The organism is Pseudonocardia sp. TRM90224 (assembly GCF_021245725.1).
Taxonomy (GTDB): domain Bacteria; phylum Actinomycetota; class Actinomycetes; order Mycobacteriales; family Pseudonocardiaceae; genus Pseudonocardia.
In genome coordinates this window covers 29,045-54,360 of record NZ_JAJGSX010000045.1, presented here as the reverse complement: position 1 = coordinate 54,360, position 25,316 = coordinate 29,045, and the positions used below count along the sequence as shown (strand labels likewise).

29 protein-coding genes are annotated in these 25,316 nt (G+C 71.5%); 17 read left to right on the top strand and 12 right to left on the bottom strand.

The window, feature by feature from the left end:
- The first annotated feature begins 112 nt into the window (after positions 1–112).
- From LL648_RS36950 to LL648_RS36935, 4 genes are read left to right on the top strand one after another with little or no spacing between them, the layout of a single operon-like run.
- Positions 113–796: an HNH endonuclease gene (locus LL648_RS36950; RefSeq protein ID WP_374112159.1), complete on the top strand. Its 684-nt coding sequence runs from the start codon at positions 113–115 to the stop codon at positions 794–796.
- A gap of 10 nt (positions 797–806) precedes the next feature.
- Positions 807–1,535 carry an aspartate/glutamate racemase family protein gene (locus tag LL648_RS36945; protein ID WP_232667495.1) on the top strand — a complete coding sequence of 243 codons (729 nt, stop codon included), beginning with the start codon at positions 807–809 and terminating at the stop codon, positions 1,533–1,535.
- A 35-nt stretch (positions 1,536–1,570) separates the two neighbouring features.
- On the top strand, positions 1,571–2,152 hold the full coding sequence (locus LL648_RS36940; RefSeq protein ID WP_232667494.1) for a helix-turn-helix domain-containing protein: 582 nt from the start codon (positions 1,571–1,573) through the stop codon (positions 2,150–2,152).
- A gap of 26 nt (positions 2,153–2,178) precedes the next feature.
- Complete coding sequence (locus LL648_RS36935) at positions 2,179–2,511, top strand: alpha/beta fold hydrolase (protein ID WP_232667492.1); 333 nt, start codon at positions 2,179–2,181, stop codon at positions 2,509–2,511.
- A 74-nt stretch (positions 2,512–2,585) separates the two neighbouring features.
- Here LL648_RS36935 and LL648_RS36930 read toward each other — a convergent pair whose 3' ends face one another.
- Complete coding sequence (locus LL648_RS36930) at positions 2,586–3,800, bottom strand: M20/M25/M40 family metallo-hydrolase (RefSeq protein WP_232667490.1); 1,215 nt, start codon at positions 3,798–3,800, stop codon at positions 2,586–2,588.
- Between the two features lie 88 nt (positions 3,801–3,888).
- On the opposite strand from LL648_RS36930, the gene LL648_RS36925 reads away from it, so the two are divergent.
- The 4 genes from LL648_RS36925 to LL648_RS36910 are packed head-to-tail and all read left to right on the top strand — an operon-like array spanning position 3,889 to position 6,876.
- Positions 3,889–4,581, top strand: coding sequence for a TetR/AcrR family transcriptional regulator (locus tag LL648_RS36925; protein ID WP_232667489.1), 693 nt, complete (start codon positions 3,889–3,891; stop codon positions 4,579–4,581).
- A complete protein-coding gene (locus tag LL648_RS36920; protein WP_232667487.1) occupies positions 4,578–5,717 on the top strand; it encodes an FAD-dependent oxidoreductase in 1,140 nt (379 codons plus the stop codon). The genes LL648_RS36925 and LL648_RS36920 overlap by 4 nt, the downstream gene beginning before the upstream one ends.
- Before the next feature lie 31 nt (positions 5,718–5,748).
- Positions 5,749–6,105 (top strand): arsenate reductase (glutaredoxin), encoded by a 357-nt coding sequence (gene arsC, locus LL648_RS36915; RefSeq protein ID WP_232667486.1) that lies wholly within the window; start codon positions 5,749–5,751, stop codon positions 6,103–6,105.
- A 3-nt stretch (positions 6,106–6,108) separates the two neighbouring features.
- A complete protein-coding gene (locus LL648_RS36910; RefSeq protein WP_232667484.1) occupies positions 6,109–6,876 on the top strand; it encodes a helix-turn-helix domain-containing protein in 768 nt (255 codons plus the stop codon).
- Here the strand turns inward: LL648_RS36910 and LL648_RS36905 are convergent, their stop codons facing one another.
- The 3 genes from LL648_RS36905 to LL648_RS36895 all read right to left on the bottom strand — a co-directional run bounded on the left by LL648_RS36905 (position 6,877) and on the right by LL648_RS36895 (position 10,160).
- Complete coding sequence (locus tag LL648_RS36905; protein ID WP_232667482.1) at positions 6,877–7,842, bottom strand: LLM class F420-dependent oxidoreductase; 966 nt, start codon at positions 7,840–7,842, stop codon at positions 6,877–6,879.
- A gap of 42 nt (positions 7,843–7,884) precedes the next feature.
- Entirely contained in the window at positions 7,885–9,066 is a 1,182-nt protein-coding gene (locus LL648_RS36900) for a heparan-alpha-glucosaminide N-acetyltransferase domain-containing protein (protein WP_232667481.1), read from the bottom strand.
- 362 nt (positions 9,067–9,428) lie between these two features.
- The gene (locus LL648_RS36895; RefSeq protein ID WP_232667480.1) at positions 9,429–10,160 is read right to left on the bottom strand and encodes a hypothetical protein; all 732 of its coding nucleotides are present in this window, start codon (positions 10,158–10,160) and stop codon (positions 9,429–9,431) included.
- 155 nt (positions 10,161–10,315) lie between these two features.
- On the opposite strand from LL648_RS36895, the gene LL648_RS36890 reads away from it, so the two are divergent.
- On the top strand, positions 10,316–10,765 hold the full coding sequence (locus LL648_RS36890) for a hypothetical protein (protein ID WP_232667479.1): 450 nt from the start codon (positions 10,316–10,318) through the stop codon (positions 10,763–10,765).
- A gap of 148 nt (positions 10,766–10,913) precedes the next feature.
- Here LL648_RS36890 and LL648_RS36885 read toward each other — a convergent pair whose 3' ends face one another.
- Positions 10,914–11,321: a nuclear transport factor 2 family protein gene (locus tag LL648_RS36885; RefSeq protein WP_232667478.1), complete on the bottom strand. Its 408-nt coding sequence runs from the start codon at positions 11,319–11,321 to the stop codon at positions 10,914–10,916.
- Between the two features lie 97 nt (positions 11,322–11,418).
- Here LL648_RS36885 and LL648_RS36880 point away from each other — a divergent pair, with 97 nt between their 5' ends.
- On the top strand, positions 11,419–11,787 hold the full coding sequence (locus LL648_RS36880; protein WP_232667477.1) for a winged helix-turn-helix transcriptional regulator: 369 nt from the start codon (positions 11,419–11,421) through the stop codon (positions 11,785–11,787).
- Here the strand turns inward: LL648_RS36880 and LL648_RS36875 are convergent.
- Complete coding sequence (locus LL648_RS36875; protein ID WP_232667476.1) at positions 11,769–12,671, bottom strand: alpha/beta fold hydrolase; 903 nt, start codon at positions 12,669–12,671, stop codon at positions 11,769–11,771. The genes LL648_RS36880 and LL648_RS36875 overlap by 19 nt on opposite strands.
- Positions 12,672–12,704: 33 nt before the next feature.
- Here LL648_RS36875 and LL648_RS36870 point away from each other — a divergent pair, with 33 nt between their 5' ends.
- Together LL648_RS36870 and LL648_RS36865 are read left to right on the top strand one after the other, a co-directional pair.
- On the top strand, positions 12,705–14,615 hold the full coding sequence (locus tag LL648_RS36870; RefSeq protein WP_232667475.1) for an AfsR/SARP family transcriptional regulator: 1,911 nt from the start codon (positions 12,705–12,707) through the stop codon (positions 14,613–14,615).
- Between the two features lie 18 nt (positions 14,616–14,633).
- Positions 14,634–15,422, top strand: a complete 789-nt coding sequence (locus LL648_RS36865) for a hypothetical protein (protein ID WP_232667474.1) — start codon at positions 14,634–14,636, stop codon at positions 15,420–15,422.
- Between the two features lie 18 nt (positions 15,423–15,440).
- On the opposite strand, the gene LL648_RS36860 is transcribed toward LL648_RS36865, so the two are convergent.
- Positions 15,441–15,893, bottom strand: coding sequence for an iron chaperone (locus LL648_RS36860; RefSeq protein WP_232667473.1), 453 nt, complete (start codon positions 15,891–15,893; stop codon positions 15,441–15,443).
- Positions 15,894–15,958: 65 nt separating this feature from the next.
- Positions 15,959–16,414, bottom strand: coding sequence for a carboxymuconolactone decarboxylase family protein (locus tag LL648_RS36855; protein WP_232667472.1), 456 nt, complete (start codon positions 16,412–16,414; stop codon positions 15,959–15,961).
- 168 nt (positions 16,415–16,582) lie between these two features.
- On the opposite strand from LL648_RS36855, the gene LL648_RS36850 reads away from it, so the two are divergent.
- A complete protein-coding gene (locus tag LL648_RS36850; protein ID WP_232667471.1) occupies positions 16,583–18,781 on the top strand; it encodes an ATP-binding protein in 2,199 nt (732 codons plus the stop codon).
- A gap of 38 nt (positions 18,782–18,819) precedes the next feature.
- Here the strand turns inward: LL648_RS36850 and infA are convergent, their stop codons facing one another.
- The 3 genes from infA to LL648_RS36835 form a co-directional block, all read right to left on the bottom strand.
- A complete protein-coding gene (gene infA / locus LL648_RS36845) occupies positions 18,820–19,044 on the bottom strand; it encodes a translation initiation factor IF-1 (RefSeq protein ID WP_232667470.1) in 225 nt (74 codons plus the stop codon).
- Positions 19,041–19,892: a GNAT family N-acetyltransferase gene (locus LL648_RS36840; protein WP_232667469.1), complete on the bottom strand. Its 852-nt coding sequence runs from the start codon at positions 19,890–19,892 to the stop codon at positions 19,041–19,043. Before LL648_RS36840 ends, infA begins: the two co-directional genes overlap by 4 nt.
- Before the next feature lie 220 nt (positions 19,893–20,112).
- On the bottom strand, positions 20,113–20,340 hold the full coding sequence (locus LL648_RS36835) for a DUF3311 domain-containing protein (RefSeq protein ID WP_232667468.1): 228 nt from the start codon (positions 20,338–20,340) through the stop codon (positions 20,113–20,115).
- Positions 20,341–20,534: 194 nt separating this feature from the next.
- Between LL648_RS36835 and LL648_RS36830 the strand changes: the two genes are divergently transcribed.
- Positions 20,535–22,040 carry a sodium:solute symporter family protein gene (locus tag LL648_RS36830; protein ID WP_232667467.1) on the top strand — a complete coding sequence of 502 codons (1,506 nt, stop codon included), beginning with the start codon at positions 20,535–20,537 and terminating at the stop codon, positions 22,038–22,040.
- Positions 22,041–22,138: 98 nt separating this feature from the next.
- Positions 22,139–22,447 carry a hypothetical protein gene (locus tag LL648_RS36825; RefSeq protein ID WP_232667466.1) on the top strand — a complete coding sequence of 103 codons (309 nt, stop codon included), beginning with the start codon at positions 22,139–22,141 and terminating at the stop codon, positions 22,445–22,447.
- Positions 22,448–22,460: 13 nt separating this feature from the next.
- Here LL648_RS36825 and LL648_RS36820 read toward each other — a convergent pair whose 3' ends face one another.
- Positions 22,461–22,919: a MarR family winged helix-turn-helix transcriptional regulator gene (locus LL648_RS36820; RefSeq protein WP_232667465.1), complete on the bottom strand. Its 459-nt coding sequence runs from the start codon at positions 22,917–22,919 to the stop codon at positions 22,461–22,463.
- Positions 22,920–23,090: 171 nt separating this feature from the next.
- Between LL648_RS36820 and LL648_RS36815 the strand changes: the two genes are divergently transcribed.
- Both LL648_RS36815 and LL648_RS36810 read left to right on the top strand, forming a co-directional pair.
- Positions 23,091–23,690: a TetR/AcrR family transcriptional regulator gene (locus LL648_RS36815; protein ID WP_232667464.1), complete on the top strand. Its 600-nt coding sequence runs from the start codon at positions 23,091–23,093 to the stop codon at positions 23,688–23,690.
- 58 nt (positions 23,691–23,748) lie between these two features.
- A complete protein-coding gene (locus LL648_RS36810; RefSeq protein ID WP_232667507.1) occupies positions 23,749–25,254 on the top strand; it encodes an FAD-dependent monooxygenase in 1,506 nt (501 codons plus the stop codon).
- The last annotated feature ends 62 nt before the right edge of the window (positions 25,255–25,316 follow it).

Sequence of the window (25,316 nt, the reverse complement as noted above, 5' to 3'; positions counted from 1 at the left end):
CTTCCCCGGACGACTCCCCCTGTGATACGTTAACAATCAGTCCACCCGTGGCTTACACGGGAAAAATGACAGGCTCGAACCCGACGACGGACCCGAGTCCGAGGTCAACGAGCTGGCCATCACCCGCCACCCCGACCGGGCCGGTGGGACGATCAAGGGCCGGTTCGACAACCCGGTCCTGTTCGCCACCATCGCCACGTTGATCGACGCGAAGTCGAAGCCGGCCACCAGCGACGATCAGCGCAGCACTGGGCAACGGCAAGCCGAAGCACTCGCTGATGTTTGTGGCTACGTCCTCGACCACGGCGACGTCCCCCGCGCCGGCGGGCACCGTCCGCACCTCAACGTGCACATCCCACTCGCAGAGCTGGAGAACCGGGTCCGGACTGCTGTGCTCGACTTCGGCGGCACTATCGCCACCAAGGATCTGCGGCTGCTCGCCTGCAACGCCGGTGTCATCCCGATCGTCATGAACGGCGACAGCCAACCGCTCGACATCGGCCGCGCAAACCGCGTGATCCCCGACGGAATGCGACGAGCCGTCGCCGCCCGTGACCGCGGATGCGCACGGTGTGGCCGCCCGGCGAGTTGGTGCGACATCCACCATATTGTTGAATGGCAAAACGGCGGACCAACCGAAATCAACAATCTGGTGATGCTGTGCAAAATGCATCACCGGGAAATCCATGCCACCGAATGGATCGTCTGGATAGGTGATGGGCGGCCGGAATTCATTCCGCCGAGATGGGTCGATCCGGACCAAATTCCTCGACGAAGCACCATGCTTGCCGTCTAGGGTTCGAACCATGCCTCACCTCGGGATCCTCGCCCACAGCGTCGAAGGTGCGTCGCTGTGCCTTCGGACGTTCTGCCAGCTCGGCTTCGCCGAATCGGGACCGCACCAGCACCCGGACGTCACGCTCGACTGCATCGCGATGGGGCGCAGCATGCCGGCGTGGGACGCGGGCGACCACGCGAGCATCCGCGACACTCTCGCGACCAGCGTCACCCGTCTCGCGCGGGCCGGGGCCGACTTCTTCGTCTGCCCGGACAACACGGCCCACCTCGCGTTGGAGGTGCCGGGCGAGCCGCTCGCCCTGCCGGGGCTGCATATCGCCGAGGTCGTCGCACAGGAGGCGGCGCACGCCGGATACCGCAAGGTCGGGGTGCTCGCGACGGCGTACACGATGGACAGCGACCTCTACCCGCGCGCGCTCGCGAAGCACGGCATCGACGCCGCCGTCCCCGACGCCGACGACCGGGCCGTCGTCAACCGGATCATCTTCGACGAGCTGGTCGAGGGCGTCTTCACCGACACGTCGCGCTCGACGTTCCACACCATCATCGGCACACTCCGCGACCGCGGCTGCGACGCCGTCGCGCTGGTCTGCACCGAGATCCCCCTGCTCGTCGACCCCGCAACGGCCCCGCTGCCGACACTCGACTCAACGCGCCTGCTGGCCGCCTCCGCGTTCGAGATCGCGGCCGACCGTCGACCGCTCCCCGAATGGCGCGGCGGACACCCCCAACCGTGACGCGAGTAGGTTCCGTACACGTGACGGGTCGTGACATGAGCGGAACGCCGGAGGCCGGAGCCGCCGAGGAGCAGGCGCGCCGGCTGGCGGCGGTCGTGCGCCGGCACCGCGCGGCGACCAGCCGCTCGCTCGGCGAGCTGAGCCGCGCGACCGGGCTGTCCAAGACCAGCCTCTCCCGCATCGAGAACGCCGAGGCGAACCCGTCGCTGGAGACGCTGTGGCGGCTCGGTCGGGCGCTGAACCTCAGCATCGGCCAGCTGTTCGACGGCACCGAGCCGGCGTCGCTGCGGGTGCTGCGCGCCGGCGAGGGCCCGGTCGTGCGTTCCGGCACCGGGATGCACGGGCGGCTGCTGCGCACCGACTCCCGCCCGCACCGCACCGAGGTGTTCGAACTGGACCTGCCCGAGGGCGCCCAGTTCGACGGCGAGGCGCACCCTCCCGGCACCACCGAGGTCGTCTACTGCGCGGCGGGCAGGGTCCGCAGCGGGCCGGTCGGTGACATCGTCGAGCTGACGGCCGGCGACAGCGTCGAATTCGACGGCAGCACGCCGCACGTCTACGCCGCGGGAGCCGGTGGCGGCCGGGCCGTACTGGTGATGAGCTACCCCCCGTCCTGAACCGGCGGCCCGATAGCGTTCCGATCATGGCAACCGAGGCGCTCGCGATCGACGGCGGCGAGCTGAGCTACGAGCTCCGCGGGGCGGGAGATCCCGTCGTCCGGCTGCACGGCGGCGGGCTGGACGGACGGACCTGGGACGCCGAGGTCGCGCTGCTCGAAGGGGACCACACGGTGATCCGCTTCGATGCTCGCAACCACGGCCGGTCGTCCACCGCGAGCGCGACCTTCAGCTACTACGACGACCTCCGGCAGCTGCTCACCGGCCTCGGCATCACACGCGCGTCGCTGGTCGGGCTGTCCCTCGGCGCCCGGACGTCGATCGACTTCGCGCTCGCCCCGGCGCCGGGCACATGGTGAACCTGGAGCAGCCCACGATCTTCCACCGCGAGCTCCTGCAGTTCCTGGCCTCCTGACCGTCGAGGCCATCCCGGTCACCCCAGCATCTCCCCCGCGAAGAGCGCGTAGGCCGCCGCGCACCGGCGCAGCGCGGCCTCGTCGACGTACTCGTCCGGGCCGTGCGAGACGTCCAACCGCCCCGCGCCGTACGCGAAGGCGGGGATGCCGAGCTGCGAGTACCAGCGGATCTCCAGGATCCCGGCGCACATCTCGAACCGCGGCGCCGCGCCGTCCACGGCGGCGATGCTGCAGGTCAGCGCGGTGGCGGCCGGGCCGGTCGGGTCGGTGCTCGCCGCCGGCTGCAGCTGGGTGACCCGGACGGACACGTCGGCGCCGACCTCGACCGCCGCCGCCTCGATCAGGCCCTGCAGCCGCGCCAGCTCCTTGTCGAGGTCCTCCTCCGGGTTGAAGCGGCTGTCCACGGTGAACCAGGCGTGCCCCGGCACGACGTTGAAGTTGGAGCCGCCACCGGAGAGCCCGCCGATCACGACCATCGAGCCGGGCCCGTCGGCGGGGTCCATCGCAAACGCCGTGTGCCGCGCCGCCAGCTCCTGCGCGTACGGCTCCAGTGCGCGGGCGATGTGCGTCATGTGGCTGAACGCGTTGACGCCGCGGTCGGCCTGGCCGACGTGCGCCTCGCGCCCGCGGACGTCGACCCGCAGGCTGATCGCGCCGCGTGCGGCGGCCCAGACGTTCCCGCCGCTCGGTTCGCCGGTCACCATCGCGCGGGCCGACGGGTCGATGAGCTCGGCCGCGCGCAGGTGGCCGCCGCCCGCGACGCTGCCGGTCTCCTCGTCGCAGACCAGGTGGACGACAACGCGTCCGGCGCCGAGCAGCCCCAGGTCGGCGGCCGCTGCGGCACCGTAGAGCATGCTGACGATGCCGCCCTTCATGTCGGCGGTGCCGCGGCCGATGATCCGCCCGTCCCGGCGCTGTGCCGTGAACTGCGCGCGATCCTGCACCGGGACGACGTCGAAGTGGCCGTGCAGGTAGATCAACTCGGGGCCGGACCCGATCTCGCCGCGCACGAGGCGAGGCCGGTCGTCGAGGTGGTCGGCGACCGGCAGGTCGAGCACCTCCGCGGTGAACCCGAGCCGCTCCATCGCACCGCGTAGGACCTCGGCGCACTCGCCCAGCCCACGGCCCGGCGGGTTCTCGGTGTCCACCGCCACCAGCTCCGCCAGCAGCGCCGCCATCTCGTCGGCCCGCCGCTCCACCCAGTCCAGCACGCGCCCGGTGTCGTCACCCACGCTCGTACCGTATGTGGGCCGCAGCGTCACTTCAAGGGAACAACGCGACGAACATGTTTGTTACGAACATGTTCGTTATAGTGGATCCATGACTCCGATGAGCCGACGGGAGCGTCCCGCCAAGCCCGCGCTGAGCCGCGAGGGCATCGTTACGGCGGCGGTTGCCGTCATGCGCGACGAAGGCCTCGAAAAGGTGACGATGCGCCGGCTGGCCCAGGAACTCGACACCGGCGCCGCGTCTCTCTACGTGTACGTCGCGAACACCGCGGAGCTGCACGCCGCGGTGCTGGACGAGCTGCTCGGCGCCGTCGACCTGGACGCCGCCGCGAGCAGTGGCGACTGGCGCCGACGGGTGACGGGCGTGCTCACCTCGTTCATCACCGTGCTCTTCGCACACCCCGCCTTGGCCCGCGCCGCGCTCAGCGCACGCCCCCACGGGCAGCACTACCTGCGTCTCCTGGAGCGGCTGCTCGCCCTGCTGGACGAGGGCGGGGTGCCACCGGCGCAGGCCGCATGGGGCGTGGACCTGCTACTGCAGTTCGCCACGACCACCGCGGCCGAGCACTCCACGCGTCAGCAGTCCGGCGCCGCGGAGCAGGAGTGGGACGCGCTCGCCCGCGCCATCCACGAGGCCCCCGCGCGGACCCACCCGCACACGAACGCGCTGGCCGGGCGCCTGCTGGCCGGATCACCGGAGCAACGCCTCGGCTGGTGCCTGCAGGTGGTGCTCAGCGGCATGACCGACGTCCCCACCCCCGACCCGCACCTGGAGCGATCATGACCACGACCCACCACCACCCGATAACGATCATCGGCGCCGGCCTCGGCGGCCTCACGCTGGCCAGGGTCCTGCACGTCAACGGCATCGAAGCGGCAGTGTTCGAACGGGAGGCATCGCGCGCCGTCCGCACGCAGGGCGGCCAGCTCGACATCCACGAGGAGACCGGGCAGGAGGCGCTGCGCGCCGCGCAGCTGCACGACGGGTTCCGCCTGCTCATCACCCCCGGCGGCGAGGCCATGCGCATCGCCGACCCGCAAGGCACGATCCAGCTCGCCACCGACGAGCAGGGGACGAGCGGCCGGCCCGAGGTCGACCGCGGCCGGCTCCGCGACCTGCTGCTGGACTCCTTGCCTGCTGGCACTGTCCGGTGGGACCGGCAGACGACCGGGGCCCGCGCACTGGACGACGGCCGCCACGAGGTGACGTTCGTAGACGGGTCGACGATCACCACCGACCTGCTGGTCGGGGCGGACGGGGCGTGGTCGCGGATCCGTCCACTGCTCTCCAGCGCGGCCCCCGCCTACACCGGCGTCTCCTTCGTGGAGATCGATCTGCTTGAGGCCGACACCCGGCACCCGGCCGCCGCCGCATTGATCGGGACGGGCTCGTTCTTCTGCCTCGGCGACCACAAGGGCTTCCTCGTCCACCGCGAGGCCGACGGCAGCCTGCACGTCTACACCGCGCTCGCCGTCGGAGAGCATTGGCTCGACGGCATCGACTTCACCGATGCCGACACCGCGAAGAAGGTGGTGCTCGACCAGTTCTTCGGCTGGGGCGACGGGCTGCGCGCGCTGATCGCCGACGCCGATGGTGCGCTGGTCCCGCGCAAGATCCATGCGCTGCCGGTCGGGCACCGCTGGGCGCGCTCCCCCGGCGTGACGCTCCTCGGCGACGCCGCGCACGTCATGTCGCCCTTCGCCGGGGAGGGGGCGAACCTCGCCATGTTCGACGGCGCCGAGCTCGGCCGCGCGATCGTCGCGCACCCGGGCAACGCAGAGGCGGCGCTCACCGCCTACGAGGACGCCCTGTTCCCACGCAGTGCGGTTTCCGCCGCGGAGTCGGCCGGCAACCTGGAGATGATGTTCGGCGACGACGCGCTGCGCGGGTTGCTCGAAATGTTCGCCGCCCACGGCTGACCGCCGGCGCCCGTGGTGGAGCATGTCCGGCATGGACGTGACCATCTGGCACAACCCGCGCTGCAGCAAGAGCCGCGGTGCCATGACGATCCTCGACGAGCTCGGCGTCGAACCGCAGGTCGTGCGCTACCTGGACGAGGCGCCCAGCCGGGCCGAGCTGGAGGACGTGCTGCGCAAGCTCGGCACCGACGACCCGCGCGCGATGATGCGGACCGGTGAGCCGGTCTACCGCGAGCTCGCTCTCGCGGATGCCGGCCGGGAACAGCTGCTCGACGCGCTCGCCGCGCACCCGGTGCTGATCGAGCGGCCGATCGTGATCACGTCGACCCGCGCCGTCGTCGGACGGCCGCCGGAGCTGGTGCGCGAGCTCCTCGACCCCGAGAGTTGAGCGGTGAGCGACAACCCATTGGGCGAGTTCCTGCGGGCCTGCCGGGAAGCGGTCACACCCATCGCCGCCGGGCTCCCGAGCGGGCCGCGCCGGCGCACGCCGGGGCTGCGCCGCGAGGAGCTGGCCGAGCTGGCCGGCGTCAGCGTCGAGTACCTCACCCGGCTGGAACGCGGCCGCGACCGCAGGCCGTCGCCCGAGGTGCTGGCCGCGCTCGCCCGCGCCCTGAAACTGCGCGACGACGAGCACGTGCACCTGTTGCGGCTGGTCAAGACCTCGGGAGGGCGGACGTGCGCGGCCGCGGCGGCCCGCGAACCGGTCCGCCCCACCCTGCGGCTGCTGCTCGACCAGCTCGATCCGACGCCGGCGGTGCTGATCGACATGTCCGGCGAGGTGCTGGCCTGCACGGAGGGCTTCCGCAAGCTGGCCGGGCCCGCCGGCGTGCTCGACGCCGCGTCGATCCCGAGGTTCGTCTTCACCGACCCGCGCGCCCGCACGACCTTCCCGGACTGGGGTCAGGTCGCCGAGGAGTGGGCGGCCCGGCTGCGCTCCGCCGCCGACCTGGCCGATCCGCACGCCGCCGACGTCGCCGCGGAGCTCGCGCTCACCCCCGGCAGCGATTTCGCGGAGCGGTACGCCGCCGCGACCCGCGTCCCACGCTGGACCGGGACGGAACGCTGGCGGCACCCCGACCGCGGCGAGCTGCACCTGGGTTACGAAGCGCTGGCCGTACCGGGCACCGACGAACACCGGGTGCTCGTCTACCTCGGGTGACTACCTGAACTTCGCCAAAGCGGTCAGGGTCCGCTCACCACCGGGGTCGCCCGCGGTTGCCGGCACGAGCACAACCTCGTCGAGCCCGGCGTCGGCATAGGCCTCCAAGCGCGCGGCCACGACGTCGGCGTCGCCGACGAGACCGACGCGGCTCGCGGCGTCGGCGGGCAGCGCCTCCAGCAGCGCAGGAAGGTCCGCCCCCGCCCGGGCGGCCTGCACGGCGTCGCCGAAACCGACCGCAGCGAACATCTCGCCGTAGCCGGGCACCGCGAGGTAGCCGGCGAGGCTGGTGGTCAGCTCGGCGGTCGAATCGGCGTCCGGTTCGACCGCCGCCGGCAGCCACGCAGCCAGCGCGGGGGCCGGTCGCCCGGCCTCCGCCGCGGCCGCTTGCAGCTTCGCGCGGTACTCGACCACGCGTTCCGTCGAGACGAGGTCGAGGACCATGCGGTCGGCGTGGGTGGCGGCGGTGCGCACCGCACGGTCGCCGAACGCCGCGATGGTGAGCGGGCCGCCGGGCGGGGCGAGCCGCAGCTGGTAGCCGTGCGTGGAGAGCACCTCACCTTGGAAGTCGGTGCGCTTGCCGTCGAGCAGCGACCGCACGGCGGTTGCGCTCTCGACCAGCGCCGTGCCCGGTCGGCTGCGGGAGCGCCCGTGCATGCCCTCGACGAACCGGACGCTCGACGCGCCCAGCGCGACGCCGACCGTGCGGCGGGTGAGCGCCGCGATCGACGCCGCCCCGACGGCGATCATCGCCGGATCGCGCAGCGAGACCGGCACCGGTCCGACGGTCAACGCGACCTGCTCCGTGGCCTGCCCGATGGCGGTCGCGAGCGTGAAGCAGTCCCACACCCACCCTTCGCCGACCCACACCTCGCCGTAGCCGAGCCGGTCCGCGACCACGGCCGTCTCCAGGTCCTGTTCCGGCGGGGTGTTGGGCCGCGAGGCGACGACGACGGAGATGTCCATCGGCCTATACCACCGACGAGCCGCTCCCGTCGCAACTCCTGATCATCGGCGAGGGAGCCCGCCGACGTCGATGGCGTGCCGGCCGTACGGGTTCTCGACGGCCCGGCGGGCGGCGCTGCTCACCCCACCCACGACCGCTTCCAGCGGGCCCCGCTGCCCGGTCCAGCGCAGCCCGACGCCGAGCGCCACCGCGCCGATCACGTACCCGACCCACGTCCAGATGGCCGGGATGGGATCGGTCGCGTCGAGCACGAGCAGCTGCATCGTGTACATGGTCAGCGGCATCGACCCGACCGCCGCCGGCACCCAGACCAGCCGCTCCGACCACCGCGCCAGCAGCAGCATCGCCCCCAGCACCGCCATCGACGTCCCGACCGAGCCGGCGAGGAAGAACGATGTGCCCGAGTGCGAGCTGTCGACCGCCAGCCACCACCACGTGTCGGTCGGGGTGACGCCGAGCAGGAGCCGTTCGAGCCCGTCGTCGCCGATCGCCTCCGCCCCGCCCGCTGCCAGCAGCACCAGCGACCCGATCTTCGCCACGACGGCCAGCGCCACCCCACCCACGATCAACCTGACCGCGGTCGCGCGCGCCCACAGGTCGCAGCGCCCGATCGCCATCCCGGCCAGCAGGAACGTGATCCACGTCAGCACCGGGTACGTGCCGGTCACGAACAGGATGGTGAAGAACTCCCCCGGCGCGGCCAGCGTCGCGACCGTGGGCTCGACCGAGCCGTCGGGCAGCGGGCCTGGCCGCAGCAGGAAGCTGATCACCGGGGTCACGACGCAGGCCACCGCCGCACAGCCCGCCAGCACCCGCGGCGTCAGCCGCACCAGCGCTCCTGCCAGCACGAACAGCACGGCGTAGAAGGGCAGGATCACGATCGCCGGCGTGCCGATCTCGATCAGCCCGAGCCCCAGCAGCCCGATCAGCAGCCCGCGCACGGCGAGCCCGGCCGCCGCCGCGCGGTGCGCCCGGCCCGCGGCCGGCCGTTGCACGCCGCCCGTCGCCAGCGCCACGCTCACCCCCGCCAGCACACCGAAGAGCGCCGCCGACCGGCCGCCCGCGACCAGTTCGGTGACCGTCGGCCGGCCGTCCGCCGTCTCCAGCGGCAGCACGTGGATCGCGAACATCCCGATCAGTGCGACGAACCGGGCCGCATCGAGCCCGAGCAACCGGGTCCGTACGGGCGGTGCGACGGTCTCGACCGTCGTCACTGATGACATGTCGATGCCCTGTCTCCTCACTCGACCGGCCGCTGAACCGGGCGCACACTAACAACCGCCGTCACGCTACGTCGACATGGAGTCGTGACCGTTTCGAGACTCACTCGATATGACGACGCTGCGCTGTGTGTGGGCTACGGCGAGTCATTTCCGCTTGAGGAAAGGCTCGATCACAGGGACCGCCACCTCCGGCTGCCGCACCGGCGCGACGAGCCTGGGCTGCCCATTCGCGCGGGTCGTACATCCAATGTGTTCGGGCTTTTGTACGACCTCCACTCGGTCATCGCGAGCCCGGTCGACTCAAACATCCGATCTATGAGGCCGTGTGAGGTCGTTCATCAGACCGGCCGGCGTCGTGACCGTCAGGGACCTTCGGGTGGGCTGGGGAACCGCGGCGCGATTCGGCGCAGCGGATGGAGCGCTTGGCGCTGCGCGAACACCAGGGCCACCCACACCGGCAGGAACACGAGCACCCCGGCGACGACGGTGAGGCCCGTCGACGCGCCGGCGGCCTGCACGGCGATCACCACGATGGTCGCGGCGAGCACGGCGTCGACGGTCGCGACGAGCGTCGCCATCGCCTGCAGGAACTGCCGCCACGGCCGCATCCGTCGCGTCCCGGACATCAGGTAGCTGGCGGCCAGGCCGCGCTCGTCGTCGTGGAAACCGGTGCTGAAGTAGGGCCGCAGGTCGGGCGCGATCTCGAGGTAGGCATTGCGCAGCCGGTTCATGGCCAGCATCGTCCGCACCTCCTCGCTGTTGATCTGAACGAGGCGCACGTGGGTCACGACGCCGAGCAGCAGCACGATGGGCAGCAGCACCAACGCGAGGGTTGTGGTCCGGCGGCCGAAGTCGTTCGTGTCGGCCAGCAGCGCCAGCGCGACCATCGTCGCCGAGAGCAGGCTCAGGAAGACCGTGCTGCGGTTCATCGCCTCGCTCCAGATCAACGACCGCGAGCTGAGCAGGCTCCAGTGCTCGGTGGACAGGATCGCCACGGCGTCCGGCCCGAGCGAGTGCGACGGCGCTTGCGGAGGCGGAGATCCCCCGTCCGTCGGCGTGCTGCTGGTGGCCCCGGTGTCGTCGGTCGCATCCATCGCCCGTCCCCCTCCAACTCGGATGCACCGGAGGCTAGTGCGGTCGTCGAGTCCGCCTTGGGACATAGCGGGGAGTCCGTCCTGCTGGCGATGACGTCGACGGGCGCGCCGAGCAGGCTCATCGGTACCGCGATCCGACGAACCTGGAGCCTCGAATGACCAACCACAACGAACTCCCGACCAGCGAGAACACCTCTCCCACTGACACCCCGACACCCCGCCCGCTACCGAAGTGGTACCTGGCACTGCTGGTGTTGTTGCCCGTGCTCGCGCTCGGTGCAGCCGGGTACATCCAGCCCGACATGACCGGAGCGATGTGGGCGTGCGCGGCGGTCCTCGTGCCGTGGGCGGTCCTCGAACAGACCGTCGTCTACCCCAGGTTGGGGGTGAGCGGCAAAGATCTCCAGCCCTCGGTCGTGCTTCCGATGATCCTCACCGTGGCACTGATGGGAGTGCTGGTCCTCGTGGTGTGGGTCATCGCGACCAGCTGGTCCAACAGCGTCCCGACCTGGATGCTGGTCGGCCTGTTCGCCGGGATCTGTGCGGCCGCCACGTCGCTGCTCGAGTACCGGATCATCCTGCGGACCATCCGCGAGAACCGGTGATCAGGGCGGACCGGTGATCAGGCCGGCGCAGGCGAGGTCGGGACGATGCTGTCGAGCGCGTACGGAGCGCTCGACGTCGACGGGTGCGCCATCGCGCTCGCCCCGACCCCGCCAGGATCACGCGGGCAGGTAGGCCTGTCTGCCCCAACTACGCCGAGGCTGCACCCCAGAACGCATCCTCGGACCGGGGGTCGGACGAGAAGAGCCACACCTCGGCGATCCGGTCGCCCTCGATCCTGAGCAGGTCGATGCCGTCCTGGGCCATCGCCGCCCCCTCCCGCTTCCCGGTGAAGTGGACGGGAACCCCGACCAGCGCGCCGTTGACCATGGGAGCGCCGATGGTCGCGAGCTCGAACGTGCCCTCGCTGACGGTCATCATCCCGCCGATCATCTCTCCCACTGCGGCGCTGCCGTGGTGGGTGCCAGAGAAGCGGTTGGCGCCAGGCTGGTGCCACACGATGTCGTCGGCGAGCATGCCGGCGACCGTGGCGAAGTCCTTCGCCGCGAGCGCGTCGAAATAGCGCCGCACGACCTCGAGCGGGGTTGTGGTGCTCACGTCCGGTCATCTCCTTGGTTCGATTCTCGCTGGTGAGCGCCTATAGTCTCTTTCAGTAACCAATTACCTCAACGTAACTATCGGACGGATGTGCCACGTGTCACAGCAGCCCGCCTGGAACGTGCTGGTCGCCACCTGCCCGTCGCGCACCTCGCTCGCCCGGATCGCCAACAAGTGGACGGCGATGATCGTCAGCGTGCTCGGCGACGGGCGGATGCGCTTCGGCGACCTGCGCAGCGCGGTCGAGGGGATCAGCGGGAAGGTCCTCACCGACACGTTGCGCGACCTGGAACGTGACGGCCTCGTCGAACGTCGTGCGTACGCCGAGGTGCCGCCGCGCGTGGAGTACGAGCTGACGGCGCTCGGGCGCACCCTGCACGGCCCGTTGCTCGTGCTGAGCCGCTGGGCCGAGGAGCACATCGCCGAGGTGCTGGTCGCGCGGCAGAGCTACGACGCCCGGCGGTGATCGCCCCTCCGGGTGAGCAGGTTGCGGAGCGCGGCAGCGGTGTCGTCCGGCGCCTGCTCCGCCATGAAGTGCCCGGCGTCGAGGATGACGTGGTCGAGGTCCGGCGCCCAGGCTCGCCACACCGCCGCGGCATCGAAGCCGAGCGCAGCGCCCCAGTCCTGAGCCAGCACCGTCACCGGCATCACCAGCCGCCGGCCGGCAGCCCGGTCGGCGCGGTCGTGCTCGACGTCGACGCCCGCGGACGCCCGGTAGTCCGCGACGATCGAGGGCACCGCGGACCGGCAGGCATCGAGGTAGGCGGCCCGCACGTCGGCCGGTAGCGCGGACGGATCGGCCGTCCACACGTCGAGGAAGTGCCCGAAGAACGCGTCCGGCGCCGCGCTGATCAGCCGCTCCGGCAGCCCTGGGGGCTGGGCCATGAGGTAGAGGTGGAAGCCCACCGCGGCGGACACACCGTGCATGACGCCCCACATGTCCAGTGTGGGCAGCACGTCCAGGCACGCGAGGTGGCTGACCGCGTCGGGGTGGTCGAGCCCGGCCCGGAAGGCCACCAGCGCGCCGCGGTCGTGCCCGGCGAGCGCGAACCGCTCGTGGCCGAGCGCGCCGGCGAGCGCCACGACGTCCGCGGCCATGGTCCGCTTGGAGTAGACGTCGCGCCCCGTCTCGGCCGGCTTGTCGCTCGCGCCGTACCCGCGCAGGTCGGGGCAGATCACGGTGTGGTCGGCGGCGAGGTCGGCGGCGACGTGCCGCCACATCAGGTGGGTCTGCGGGAAGCCGTGCAGCAGCACGATCGGGTCGCCGCCGCCGCCGACGGCGACGTTCAGCGAGACGTCGGGGGTGACGCGGATACGGTGCTCGGCGAAGCCGGCGATGGCGGGGGTCATGCCGCCACGATGAGCGGGGACGATGAGCAACCGATGAGCAGCACACCGTCCACAACGTTCGGGGTGCTCGGCCCGGTCACCGCGTGGGACGCCACCGGTGCAGCGCTGCCGCTGCGCGGGCCGCGCCATCGTGCGGTGCTCGCCAGGCTGCTCGTCGCCCGTGGCCGGGTGGTGCCCGTGACGACGCTCGTCGACGACCTTTGGACGTTGCCGCCCGAGGGCGCGCTCTCCGCGGTCCGCACGTTCGTCGGCGCGCTGCGCAGGGCCCTGGAGCCGGACCGGCCACCGCGCTCCCCCGCAACGCTGCTGGTGACGGACGGCCCGGGGTACGCCCTGCGTGCTGACACCGACGCCGCCCGGTTCGAGGCCGCGACCACCGGGCCGACGGCGTCGGTACCTCAGCTGGTGGAGGCGCTGGGGTGGTGGCGTGGGCCGGCCTACACCGACGTCGCCGACCAGGACTGGGCCCGCGCCGAACGCGGCCGGTTGACCGAGCTGCACGCCACCGCGGTCGAGCGGCTCGGCGAGGCGCGGGTCGCATCGGGCCGGGCGGCCGAGGCGGTCCCCGACCTCGACGCCCACGTCGAGACCCATCCCTGGCGCGAGCAGTCCTGGATGCTGCTCGCCCGAGCGCTGCACCGGTCCGATCGGCAGGGCGACGCGCTGGCCGTGCTCCGCAGGGCGCGGGCAGTGCTCGTCGAACAGCTCGGCATCGATCCCGGGCCGGCGCTGCGCCGGCTGGAGGCCGACATCCTGCGGCAGGTGCCGCACCCCGGCGTCGACGTCGGACCGACCGACCGGGTCTGGACGCGGGCCACCACGGCCTACGACGTCGGCGTCGGCCGGCAGGCCCGGCTGGAGTCCACCGTCGGGCTGCTGCGGACGCTCGCCACCACGGGCGGGAGCGGACTCGAAGCCGCGCAGCGGCAACGGGTCGGCGTCATCGGCGCCGCCGAGACGCTCGGCGACCCCGAGCTGACGGCCCGGGTGATCGGCGCCTACGACGTGCCGGCCATCTGGACCAGCTCGGACGACCCGCAGCAGGCCGCAGCCGTCGTCGAGGCCGCCGAACGCACGCTCACCCGAGTCCCGTCCGAACGCGCCGCGGCGCGGGCCCGGTTGCTCGCGACGATCGCGCTGGAGTCACGCGGCAGCCGCCACCCACGTGCCCGCGAGGCCGCTGTCGAAGCCGAACGGCTCGCCCGCGCGATCGGCGACCCGGCGCTGCTGGCCTTCGCCCTCAACGGCTCGTTCATGCAGACGTTCCACCGCACCGGCCTCGCATCCGCGCGCGACCGGATCGGCGCGGAGCTGGTCGACCTCGCCACCCGCAACGACCTGCCCAACGCCGAGGTGCTCGGGCACCTCGTCCGCCTGCAGGCCCGCAGCGGGCTCGGCGACTTCGCCGGAGCCGATGAGCACGCCGGCGCGCTCGACGATCTCGCGTCCCGTCACGAACGACCGCTCGTCGGGCTGTTCACCAGCTGGTACCGGGCACTGCGCGGAACGGCGACCTACGACGCCGCGATCCGCGCACTCGACGGCGCCGGCATGCCCGGTCTCACGGCCGGCCTGCCCGCGCTCGCCCGGCTGTGCGTCGCCCTCCGGGACGGCTCGCCGGTCGACAACACGCATGGGCTCGGGTCGCACCAGCGATGGGCGGCGCCGCTGCTGCTCGCCCCGAGCGATCCTGGACGGGCGGCCGGGCTGCTGCGGGAACTCCCCGACCCGCCGCCCGGGCTGCTCCAGGAACTGCACTGGTGCCTGATGGCCCGAGCCGCGATCGCGATCGCCGGCCGCACCGCCGCCGACTGCGCCGCCGCCGACCGGGTCAGCGCCGCCCTCACCCCCGCAGCAGGCGAGCAGGCCGGGGCGGCGAGCGGTCTCGTCACTCTCGGCACGGTCGCCGAACACCTCGCCGCGCTCGACGAAGTCCGCGGGTGATCGAGTACGGTCGCGGCCGTGGGGGCAGACGGGCCGGGGTTGTTCTCGGACGACACCGCGTGCGACGTGCGGGACGCGTATCCGGACGCCGTCGCCGATGGGGCCAGTGCCGAAGCCGCCCGCGACCTCGTCCTGACCGCGTTCGCCGAGGCGCTCGACGATCCCGACGAGGTGGCCGTCTTCTGGCTCGCGCTCGCACACACCCAGTCGAAGTTGGGGCGCCTCGACGACCAGACCCTCCGCACCGCGCTGGCGATACTCGATTCGGGTGCCGACGTCGACCGGTGGCGTGCGGTCGGCGAAAAGGCCGCCCGCGCGCGGTCTGCGGCGCTCGATCGGGTGCGCCAGCAGCTCGTGGGACCGCAGCCGGCGCCGCGGCGCGTCCGGCGGCCCGCTCGGCCCGTCTCCTCGCTCAGCGAAGGGGAGGTTCTCGGGTATCGCGCCCGATCCGGACGGATCTTCCTGGTCAGGGTCGCCGCGATGATCGACACAGCAGCACAGCGCAGCCCGCTGATCCGGATCCTCGACTACGCCGAGCGTGCGCTGCCGAGCCCGGAGGGGCTTGCCGCGATCCCCGACATCGCCGACACGGCGGCAACCGACGCCGTCGTCATCGAGTCGGCTCGGGAGCGCCCCGCGGACCACGGGTTCGAGGTCATCGGCCGGGTGCCGGGGAGCTCCGAACCGGGTCGGGATCCCGACCGCAGCTGCGGCTGGCCGGCGATCAGCTCGTGGTTCATGGACAGGGACGGCGAGCTGAACCGGCTCGGTTTCTCGCCCTACTTCCGGTCGGGCCAGGACGCCTGACCCGACCGGCCCGACCCGTCACGCCACCGAGCGCTGCACCAGCTCGCCGATCCGGGCCTCGACCTCGTCGGTCATCTCCTTCAGGGCGAAGTAGGTCGGCCACAGGGCACCGTCGTCGAGGGTCGCCTCGTCGCTGAAGCCGAGGGTGGCGTAGCGCGTCTTGAACTTCCCGGCGCTCTGGAAGAAGCACAGCACCTTGCCGTCGCGGGCGTAGGCGGGCATCCCGTACCAGAGCTTCGCCGTGAGCTCGGGCGCGGTCACCTTGATCACGGCGTGCAGCCGCTCGGCGATCACGCGGTCGGAGTCGGACATCTCGGCGATCTTTGCCAGCACCTCGGGCTCGGTGTCGGCCTTGGCGCCGCGCTTGGCGCGCGTCTTCAGCTCCTTGGCGCGCTCCTTCATCGCACCGCGCTCCTCGTCGGTGAAACCGTCGTACTTGGCGTTGTTCTGGGGGTTCTCGGTGGTGGCCATGGTGCTGTCCTTCCGGGTTGGTTCGAGCTGGTCGGACGGGGTCGGGGTTGGGGTCGGGGAGGTGGTCACCAGGCACCGGCCTGCTGGCGGGTCGGCGCGTTGAGCCGGTTGAAGGCGTTGGCCATCGCGATGTTCAGCAGGAGCGCGGCCAGCTCGTCCTTGTCGAAGTGCGTCGCGGCGACGTCCCACACCTGGTCCGGCACCGGGTCCGAGCGGTCGGCGAGCCGGGTCACGGCCTCGGTCAACGCCAGCGCGGCCCGCTGCTCGTCGGTGAACCACGGCGTCTCGCGCCATGCGGCGACGGCGTCCACCTGCTGCTCGGTCGCGCCGCTGCTGCGGGCGTGCGCGGCGCCGCCGGCGACGCAGGGGCTGCAACCGTTGATCTGGCTGGCCCGCAGGTGGCTCAGCGCCAGCACCGTGCCGTCGACCCCGGCGCTGCCGATGGCCGAGTTGAGTGCCATCAGGGCTTCCGTCGCACCCGGGACCAGAGCCGCCGGGTTGGGCATCCGCTGCGTCGCCATCGTCTTCTCCTGTTTGCTGTGGGGCGTTGCTGACAGGAGGAATGCGACCATCGGCGCCGTGTGCCGCGCGCGGTCCGTGGGACACCGTGGGACACTCGGGAACGACCTGACCAGCGCAAACATCGCGCCGATCCGTTCGGGTGGGCCGGGACAGGTAGCGTGTTGCACGTGTCGAGCCCCCACGACCGACTGGTCGGCCAGCTCGCCAGGATCAAGGAGCTGAGCGGGCTCAGCCTGCGTGCGCTCGCCCGTGAGGCGCAGCTCAGCAGCTCGTCGCTCTCCCGGTACCTCAGCGGGCAACTCGTGCCGCCGTGGGAGGCCGTCGTCGCGCTGTGCCGGGCCGTGAGCCGCGACCCGCGGCCGTTGCGCCCCCTGTGGGCCGAGGCGACCAAGGCCGGCGCGGCCCCTCCCCCGCGCCGCAACGACGTACCCGCCGACCTGATCGACTTCACCGGCCGCGACACCGAGGACGCGCTGGTCGGGGAGCTGCTGCGGACAGTGGGCGCAGTCGCGATCGACGGGATGGCCGGGGTCGGGAAGACCAGCCTCGCGGTGCACGTCGCCCACCGGCTCGCCCCGGCGTATCCCGACGGCGGGCTGTACCTCGACCTGCACGGCTTCACACCCGGCCACGAGCCGCTGGAGCCGCAGGCGGCGCTGGGGAAGCTGCTGGGCGCGTTGGACCTCACGCGGATCCCGGGCGACGCCGACGAGCGCGCAGCGCTGTGGCGCTCGGAGCTCTCGCGCCGGCGGGCGCTCGTTGTGCTCGACAACGCCGTCGACGCCGAGCAGGTGCGCCCGCTGCTGCCCGGCGCAGGAAAGTCAGCGGTGCTCATCACCAGCCGGTCGCGGCTCGTGAGCCTCGACGGGGTGCCGCCCGTCTCGCTCGTGCCGTTCACCGACGGAGACGCCGCCCACCTGTTCGGCACGGCCGCCGGCCTCGCCCCCACCGAGGCGGAAGCGGCGGAAGCGGTGGCCCAGGTGCTGCGGCAGTGCGGCGGGCTCCCGCTCGCGCTTCGGATGGCGGGCGCCCGGCTGCGCCACCGGCCGGGCTGGACGGTGGCCGTGCTGGCCGAGCGGCTGCGCGACAACGCGGGCCGCTTCGACGCGGCGTTCGGAATGTCGCTGCAGCAGCTCGACCCCGGCCACCGCCGCTTGTTCCGGCTGTTGGGCGTCCTGCCGGGGGCCGACTTCGACGCGGCAGCGGCCGCCGCACTGGCCGACGTCCCGCCCCGCCAGGTGGACGAGGTGCTCGAAGAGCTGGTCGACGCCCACCTGGTGCAGGAGTCGTCGCCGGGCCGCTACCGGATGCACGACCTGCTCCGCCGGTACGCCGCCGACCTCGCCGCCGACGAGGAACCCCAGGCCGAGGCGGCGCTGCGCCGGGTGCTGGACCACTACCTCGCCCAGGCCGTCGCCCACGACCGGACGCTTCCCTCGCCGCACCGGCCTAACCCGGCGCCGGGCGACCCGGCGACGGCGATGGCCTGGTTCGACACCGAGTACGACAACCTGATCGCCGGCTTCGACGCCGCCGTGCGGCTCGGGGTGGACGAGGTGGTGGCGGGGCTGCCGAAGGCCATGCAGGTCTGGTTCTTCCGGCACCGCGGCACCGACGACCAGATCAGGCTGCTCGACGCCGCCGCGGCCGCCTCGGGCCGGCTCGGCCGCAACGAGCAGCAGGCGGCGCTGCTCTCCGACCTCGGCTTCGCGCGCGCCGCCGCCGGACGCCTCACCGACGCGCTCGCGGCGTACGAGCAGGCCGAGCGGTGCCGGCCCGACGACGTCGCGCTGGAGGCCGGTCTCGCGTTGCGCACCGGTTTCGTCCTCCGCGACCTCGGCGAGTTCACAGCGGCGCAGGAGCGGTTCCGCCGGGCCCGCCAGCTGTTCGAGTCGATGGGCGTGCGCGCCGGGCAGGCGCAGGCGCTGGCGTTCGAGGGCTGGGTGACGCTGCGCCTCGGGCAGCGCGCCGAGGCCGTCGAGCTCGCCAGGGCGTCGATCGCGGTGGCCGACGGGCCTGGACGGATCACCGGGCTGGTCACGCTGGGCGTCGCGCTCGCACCGGACGAGCCCGACCAGGCACTGCAGGCGCTGCACGACGCGCTGCTCCTGGCCGAGCAGCACAACCTCCCGCACAACCAGGCGCTGTGCCACAACTACCTCGGTGTCGCGATGCGCCTGGCGGGCCGGCCGGAGGAGGGCCTCGACCACCACCGGCGTGCCTTCGAGCTGCTGGAACCGCTGGCCGAGAGGCAGATGGAGATCGACTTCCGGCCGACGTACGCCGAGACGCTCCGGGCGGCGGGCCGCGACGACGAGGCGGCGGCCCTGCTCACACACCTCGTGGTGCCGTCACACAGGGCATGACCCGTGTGACGGCACCATCGGCTGTGTGGGATCGAGCGCTACGTCCGGTACCGGAAGAGGATCCGGCCCCGGTTCAGGTCGTACGGGCTCAGCTCCACGAGCACGCGGTCGAGCAGCACGATCTTGATGTAGTGCTTGCGGATCTTCCCGCTGATGTGCGCGAGCACCTTGTGCCCGTTCTCCAGCTCCACCTTGAAGGTGGCGTTGGGCAGGCACTCGATGACGGTGCCGTCGACCTCGATGGCCCCTGCTGACTTGGTCATGCGCCACGCACCATTTCCAGCGCGCTGCTCACGCGCTGCGCGCCGATGCCTTCGCACAGCGCCGTCGCTGCGCTGTTGCGCTCGTCCACCTCGGTCGACACCGTCTCGACGCCGGCGCGGTGCAGCGCGCCCAGCACTTCGGCCAGCATCGCCTTGGCGATGCCCCGACGGCGCTGGTCCTCGCGGACCGCGAGCAACCCGATCCGGGCGTGCCGCCGGCGCGACACCACCCGGACCAGCCCGACGTACCGGTCTGCCACTGCGGCCACCGCGTACCTCGACGGGTCCAGCGCGGCCCCGACCGGGCGGGGTGGCACCTCGACCGGCATCGAGTCCCAGCCCAGCCGGGCGTCGACTTCGGCGCGGACGGTCTCGTACACCTCACGCAGCGCGGGCTCCCGCGCCGCACCGAGGCCCAGGATCGTCACCCCCGACGGCGCCGGCCCCGGCCCGAGGCCGGTGATCAACTGTTCGGTGGCGGCGTGGTACTCCACTTCCCGGCGCCGGACGGTGAGGCCGGCCCGCTGCCAGCGGGCCGTCAGGTCGTGGTCGGCTTCGTCGACCATCGTGTACAGCGGGCCCGGCAGGTCCGCCAGCATCGCGGCCGCGAGCCGGTCGAAGACCGCGCCGTGCCACGTGTCGATGCTGAGGAAGATCCGGCCGTCGGTCCGGCGGGACGCCTCGCCCTCGCCGACCGTCCGGTCGTCCTCCACCGCCTGCCACCGCTGGTCGTCGACCCGGGTGAGCACCGCCCGGGTGCCGACGGTCGCGGGTGCGGCCGCGCTGAACTGCCCTGCGTTGAACTGCCCTGCGTTGAACTGCCCTGCATTGAATTGCAAAGGGTCCATAGGTTCGCCCTCTCAGGAGTGCCTGGTGGGAGGCGCTCCTGGCGACACCTGCGTCAGTCGCCCGATCGAGACGGAGAGGGGAGCACCCACGTGCGTACTACGAGCATGGGTCCCACCTCCAACAGCCGGGTCGCGATCGCCGGCACGGTATCAGCGCGGGTACCTCACCCCGCCACCGAATTTCAGATCGCGCAGGTCGCGCCGATCTCCTGGTCCGGGCTCATACCTGCTCGTCGGCCGGTCGTGGGCGCCTGATCAGGAGAGTTATCCCAAGGAACGCCGGCGTCGCCAGCACCCACGCGAGCTGGTACCAGTAGAAGAGCGGCAGTCCGGCCAGTCGAGGCTCGGACCCCGCATAGAGCGGCACCGCCAGCAACCCCACGACCGGGGCGATCAGGCAGCCCGTTGCGATGAGTCGCCGCACGTCGCCCAACACGCCGAACTTCATCTGACGCGCTCCCCTCGCCACCCACGGCATCATTGCCGCCGGCCGGACGAAGGTCCAGTTGCGATGGATGCCCTTCGGGTTGACACCGATGCGGAAGATTTTTGCCCGAACACCTCCAGCCGATGGACAGCCGCAGCGGCCGACTCCTATTCTCCGTCGCGGGAGATCACCCTGCACGCGGGCAAGGGGGGCCGGTGGAGGAGCTCGACTCTGCTCTCACGCTCATTGCCGTGCTCGCCGGAACATCGTTGTTGGCCCTGGCTGCCCGGCGCTTCCACCGCCGGTCCCGACTGCCCGACATGCGCGACTGGGCGCTCGCCGACAGCCGATACGGCGCCGTGATCACCTGGTTCCTGCTCGGCGGCTCCGTTTTCACCGCGTACACGTTCATCGCCGTTCCGGGGCGCACCTTCGGGGTCGGCGCGCTCGGGTTCTTCTCGCTGGCCTACACCGGAATGCTCGCGCCCATCCTCTTCGTGCTGCTGCCCCGCATGTGGGCCGCCGCCCGACGCACCGGATCGGTCACGATCGCGGACCACGTGCGCGCCAAATACGACTCCCCCGGCCTGATGCTCGCCGTGGCATTGACCGGGATGCTGGCCACGATGCCCTATGTCGCATTGCAGCTCGTCGGGGTGCGGGCCGTGCTCTTCGCGGTCGGGCTCTACCCGGCGGGGATCGTCGGCGACCTCGCGCTGACCGCCGTCTTCGCCGTTCTCGCGGTCGCCACGTTCAACACCGGGCTGCGGGCTCCCGCGTTGATCTCCGTCGCCAAGGGTGTGCTGGTTTTCGGCGCCACGTTCGGGTTCACGCTCGCGGTGCTGCGCGAGTTCGACGGCTTCGGTCCGATGTTCGCCGCCGCCTCCGAGCGGGCCGTCGGATCGCCGCACGTCGACATGCTGATCCAACCGGAGGAGTACCTCGCGTTCGCCACGCTCGCGCTCGGTTCGGCGTTGGCGCTGCCGATGTACCCGCACGTCCTCACCGCCGCCTTCGCCGCGAAGGGGCCCGAGACGCTGCGCAGGGCCGTCATCGGCATCCCCGCCTGGACGATGGTGCTCGGGCTGTTCGGGCTGCTCGGTGTCGCCGCGCTGGCGGCCGGCATCGCGGCTCCTCCGGGGAACGCCGAGGTGGCAGCGCCGCTCCTGGTCGCGCACATGCTCCCGGCGGTGGCCAGCGGGGCCGTGTTCGGCGCGATCGCCGTCGGTGCGCTCGTGCCCGCCGCCGTGATGTCGGTGGCGCTCGCCGCGCTGTTCACCCGCAACGTCTACGTCGAGTTCTTCGCCCCGCACACCACCCCGAAGGGCGAGGTACGGGTAGCCCGCTGGGTATCGCTGCTGGCGAAGGTCGCCGCACTCGGATTCGTGTTCGGCCTGCGCGACCAGGTCGCGATCAACCTGCAACTGCTCGGCAGCCTCTGGATCCTGCAAACCCTCCCGACCGTCGCCATCGGCCTTTTCACCAACTGGCTGCACCCCCGCGCCCTACTGGCCGGCTGGGCCGTCGGCATGGCCGGCGGAACCTGGCTCGCAGTGGCCGGCGGATTCAGCTCACTCGTCCATTTCCCCTCGTTCTCGGTTTCCGTCGGGATGCTCGCGCTGGTGCTCAACCTCGTCGTGGCCGCCGGCCTGACGATGATCTTCGATGCAGCGGGGCTCCCACGCGCCGAGCAACCGCGCGGTGCTGCCGGGGTCGATTGAGCGAGATCGCGAGCGCGCCGGGTGTTAGGGTTGGCTCGGTCAAGGTCCACGTCTCGCGTGGACCGGCGGCGTTGACGCGGAAGGTACGAGGAGCGCCGATGAGCAGTCCCGCCGGCGGTTCCCCCGGCCCGCTCACCGACGAGCACTTGCGATCGGCGTTCAGCGCCCTCGCGGATGGCGTGCAGGTCCACGACGACCAGTCCTACGCCCGGGTCAGCGCCGGGTGGAAGGACCGCTACCGCCGCCGCCGGCTGACCGTCGCGATCCTCGCCACGATCGTCTTCGCCGCCGTCGACGTCGTCGGTCTCTGGGCCCTCAACAGCGCCGACTCGATCCCGCAGGTGATCTTCTCCGACACGGAGCCACCCGCCGGCATCGACCCCGGATCCATGCTGGGCTCGCCGTAGGCCGAGCAGAGGCTCATCGATCGGGGGTTGACCGGCCGTCCGGTGACATGGTGATCAGGAGCTTGCGGAGCAATGTCTCGAGTTCGGCGCGTTCCGCATCGGTGAGGCCGACCAGCAGCGCGCGTTCTTGTTCGATGAGCTCCTCGATGTTGCGCTCGATCGTCCGGTGACCCTCCGACGTGAGGGTGACGTGGACCGTGCGACGCCCTGACGGTGTCCGTTCGACGCTCACCAGGCCGAGCGCTTCGGCACGCGCGACCCGCTGGGTGATCGCAGGCCCGCTCACGAGGATGTCGTCGACGAGGGCGGACGGCGTCATGCAGTAGGGCGGACCATTGCGCCGCAGTGTCGCGATCAGATCAACGGTGGCGCTGTCCATGTCGAGTGCCGCGAGAGTGCGGCGCCGCACGTCCCAGACGAGTTTCGCGATGCGCAGCACGCGGGCGACGACGCCGATCGAGTCGAGCGGCATCTCGGGTCGCTCGCGGCCCCACTGGGCGACCACCCGGTCGGCGAAATCGGGGTCCACCGCTACAGCGTAGCCGACTACTTAAGGCACGAAGATCTTGTAGAGGACCACCATCAGCAACGCTTCCAGTCTGGCAAGTTTGCCAACATGGAACGTTTTGCTAGACTCGCTCGCATGTCGGTCCCCGGCCTGCGCGAGCGCAAGAAGCGTGAGACCCGCCTCGCGTTGAGTCACGCCGCCATCCGGCTCGCACTGGAGCGCGGGCTGGAGAACGTGTCGGTGGACGAGATCGCCGCCGCGGCCAACGTCTCCGCACGCACGTTTCGCAACTACTTCGGCAGCAAAGCCGAAGCAATCGTTGCGGCGCACGTCGACCGGGGGCAGCGCATCGCCGAGGTCCTGCAGGAACGGCCGAAAGCGGAACCGCTCTGGGATGCGCTGACCGCCGCGGTGGTAGCCCAGTTCGAACCCGCCAACATCCCGGCACGCGGCGACGTCCAGGTCACGGATCTGCAAAAATTGCTGGCTGAGCCGGAGATCCGGTACGAGGTGTTTCGTGCTCGTTCCCTGGCGGAGGCCCAGTTGGCCGCGACCATCGCCGGCCGCACAGGTGTTGCCGACACCGATCTCTACCCAGAGCTCGTTGCTGCGACAGTAGGCGCCGCGGTCGACACAGCGATGACGCGCTGGACGCGCAATCCCGATCGATCGATTGTGTCGCAACTTCACGAGGTCTTCGATCAGATCCGCGCCGGATTGCCCACTCCCGGCTGATTCGTTGCACAACCGGCGGAATGCAGTTGATCCAGCATGCTCAGAAGGAGCACATCTCATGGAAAACGTTGTTGTCGTCGGAGGTGGCCCCAACGGCCTGATGACCGCCTGCGAACTCGCGCTCGGCGGTGTACGTGCTGTCGTCCTCGAACGTCGAACCGAGCCGAGCACGGAACCGCGATCGAACGGCCTCGTCGGCGAGGTCGTGCGGATGGTCGACCGGCGCGGACTGTTCGAGCGGCTCAGCGGTCGGCCCGGTCCGCCGCAGCCAAACAGCGGCTATTTCATGTTCGCTGCGATGCCGCTGAACCTCAGCCTGCTCGAGGCCAGTCCGCTGTACAGCGCTCCGGTACCCGAGCTCGCAACGGTGCGAACACTGGAAGAACGCGCTCGTGAACTCGGTGTTGAGATCCGTCGCGGTCACGAGTTCGTCGGCCTCACCCAGGACGCCGACGGCGTCACGATTGCCGCTCGCCTCCCCGACGGACAGGCATACGAGCTGCGCGCCAGCTACGTCGTCGGCGCAGACGGCGCGCACAGTCCGGTCCGCAAGGCCGCCGGCATCGGCTTCCCAGGTGTCACCTACGACCGGACCACCAGTCGGGCGGCGCACGCCACCGTCCCGACGGACTGGCTCGACCCGGCCAGCGGCGCGCTCAACGTGCCCGGCCACGGGCCGGTCATGCCGTTCCTGCCCATCCGCACGGCGCGTGGCGGCTTCTCCTACGCACCACTCCCCGGGCACGCACCACTGGTCGCCACCGTCGAATGGGATCAGCCGGTATCCGAAGAGCCCATGACGTTCGGCGAGATGCGGGCGAGCATCAACCGCGTGCTCGGCGTCGACGTCCCGGTCGAACGGCCATCTGGCGATGGTCCGCACGTGCTGCGTCGGATCAACGGCGGCAGCACCCGGGTCGCCGAGCGCTACCGATCCGGCCGGGTGTTCCTCGTCGGCGACGCCGGACACGTGTTCGCCGCCGGTGGGACCGGCCTCAACCTCGGCATGCAGGACGCGATCAACCTCGGCTGGAAGCTCGCAGCTGCGTTCAGGACCGGCATCGATGTCCTCGATACATACGAGACCGAGCGGCGCCCGGTCGCTGACCGGACCGTCACGTACTCCCAAGCCCAGGCGGCGCTGCTGGCCCCCGGCGATGAGGTCACCGGTCTGCGCCGACTGTTCGGTGAACTGCTCGCCCAACCAGCTGTCGTGCAAAAGCTCGCCGAGCTCGTCGCAGGCGCGGACGTACGCTACCCAGCCGGCGACATGCCCCACCCCCTCGCCGGCTGGCCTGCACCCGACCTCGAGCTGCACGGACCGGACGGCATCATTCGACTGGCCGAGCTGGTCCGAAAAGGGCGGCCGATCTTGATCGATCTCACCCCGAGCGGTGACCTCGACAGCGGCAGCGACGACGTCGAGGTCATCCACGCCAAGGCCGACACCGACACCACCGCTCTCCTGCTCCGCCCGGACTCGTACGTGGCATGGGCTTCGAACGACCCACACCCCGACGTGGACGCCCTACGCGCCGTCATCGGTGAGTGGTTCGGCCCATAAGGACGATCACAGTTCCGAGCAACATGCCGCTTTCGCATCAACATCGACGGCGTCGTACTGGG